Genomic DNA, 1,870 nt, shown 5'->3' on the forward strand with positions numbered 1-1,870 from the left:
TGACGTTTGCAGTCCTTGCACTGGTAGTTCTGCTTGCCATAGCTTTTTTTGCCGTGTATCGAAAAACTGGGACTGTGACAGTCGGGGCAATTGATCTGTATTTGTGTCTTCATAACCTCAAATATATCATCTTGCTTCGGCTGTCACCCTTCTTTTATTACTCCAGCATACTTTTTGATACACCACCTAATATCCAACTTATCTTGTACTGCCTGCCACACACGCGCACTCACCTCATCGGTACTTCCTGATGCATCAATACGCTGTATACGTTCGGGATACTGCGCGGCAAGCGTACCAAATCCTTGATGCACCCACGTAAAAAACTCAGTGGCTTGCTGCTCAAAACGATCCGCAGCACTGCGCTTATTAGCGCGTGCCATGCCTTCTAATACAGGCAAGTCTAACCACAATGTCAGCTCAGGCAACTGGGGCACAAATTGCTCGATAAGCGCATCAATCTTGGCTCGTACTGCTGCATCACCATGCGCACGACCAAAGCCCTGATAGGCAATGCTTGAATCAGTAAAGCGGTCGCATATCACCCATGTACCGCGTTGTAACGCAGGTAGAATGACTTGCTGCATATGGTCACAGCGCGCGGCAAATAGTAGCAATAACTCTGTATCGTCATTAATATCGGTCACAGGGTCTAGTAATATCTCTCGCAAACGCTCTGCAAACGGACTGCCACCCGGCTCACGGGTACGCAGATAGTCGATGCCATTGTCTTGTAGACGTGAGCACAGTTGATCAATAGCGGTGGTTTTCCCCACGCCTTCTGTCCCTTCAAAGCTGATAAAACGCCCTTGATTAGGCATAATATCGGGGTTTTCTTTAGGCGAGGTTGTTTGAGATAACTGCTCTTGTACAGGTGCTGACATGATATGACCTTGTGTCATTGATAAGCGTCATGTAGTTAGATAGCTAATGACACAACGCTCAGTAAATGATAGGTTTTTTGAGAAGCGATAGAAGTGCTGGCTTTATATACCAAGTTACTCTGCTGCTGCTTGTGCTTTCTTTTCGCGCATGACTTTTAAATAATCTTTTACCGCTTGGTTATGCTCAGCCAAGCTATTGGTAAATTTGTGACCGCCATTACCCGTCGCTACAAAATATAATGCCTCGCTGTCTGCTGGATGCAGAGTTGCCTCGATGGAGGCCGCAGATGGCAGTGCGATTGGCGTTGGTGGTAAGCCATCAATTTGATACGTATTATAAGACGTTTTTTCATTGATGTCCTGACGACGAATATTACCATCATAGCGGCTACCCATACCATAGATAATGGTCGGATCCGTTTGCATGCGCATGCCTTGATTCAGACGGTTTCTAAATACTGCAGACACCAACGGACGCTCTTCTGCTACGCCGGTTTCTTTTTCGATAATAGACGCCATCACTAGCGCTTCATAAGGTGTGGCATAAGGCAAGTCCGGTGCACGGCTTTCCCATGCATCATTTAGCGCTTGCTGCTGGCGTTTATACAAGTCAGTCAATACCTGTTTATCACTGGTGTTCTCACCATAATAATAAGTATCAGGGGCGAACCAACCTTCTAGATTATAATTGACGATAGCATCATCACTATCAGTCACAGAGCTTGGCAGTATACTACTTAGCTCTAACGCCTTAGCGATACTGGCATTGTCGCTACCCTCGATTAGCACTTCTTTTTTGGGTGGTGTATCAAAAAGTATGCTGGAGTAATAAAAGAAGGGTGACAGCCGAAGCAAGATGATATATTTGAGGTTATGAAGACACAAATACAGATCAATTGCCCCGACTGTCACAGTCCCAGTTTAAAGAAAAACGGCAAAAAAAGCTATGGCAAGCAGAACTACCAGTGCAAGGACTGCAAACGTCA

Annotated in this window: 3 protein-coding genes and 1 pseudogene; 1 reads left to right on the forward strand and 3 read right to left on the reverse strand. The window is 45.7% G+C overall.

Annotation, left to right across the window (positions count from 1 at the left end; all coding sequences use genetic code 11):
• From EI164_RS17545 to mltG, 3 genes and pseudogenes are all read right to left on the reverse strand, one after another.
• The coding region (locus tag EI164_RS17545; protein ID WP_413038446.1) for a transposase at positions 1 to 113 on the reverse strand (113 nt) is incomplete at its 3' end.
• A 30-nt stretch (positions 114 to 143) separates the two neighbouring features.
• Positions 144 to 884 carry a dTMP kinase gene (tmk, locus tag EI164_RS15855; RefSeq protein WP_192520953.1) on the reverse strand — a complete coding sequence of 247 codons (741 nt, stop codon included), beginning with the start codon at positions 882 to 884 and terminating at the stop codon, positions 144 to 146.
• A 114-nt stretch (positions 885 to 998) separates the two neighbouring features.
• Positions 999 to 1,682: pseudogene (gene mltG, locus EI164_RS15860) on the reverse strand (endolytic transglycosylase MltG); the annotation flags it as partial.
• 75 nt (positions 1,683 to 1,757) lie between these two features.
• Between mltG and EI164_RS15865 the strand changes: the two are divergent.
• The coding region (locus EI164_RS15865) for an IS1 family transposase (RefSeq protein WP_192519804.1) at positions 1,758 to 1,870 on the forward strand (113 nt) is incomplete at its 3' end.

The organism is Psychrobacter sp. FME13, from assembly GCF_014861395.1.
GTDB lineage: Bacteria > Pseudomonadota > Gammaproteobacteria > Pseudomonadales > Moraxellaceae > Psychrobacter.

Excerpts from the sequence above, each read along its gene's own strand:
- tmk (WP_192520953.1), bottom strand. The coding sequence starts at position 884 with ATGTCAGCACCTGTACAAGAGCAGTTATCTCAAACAACCTCGCCTAAA.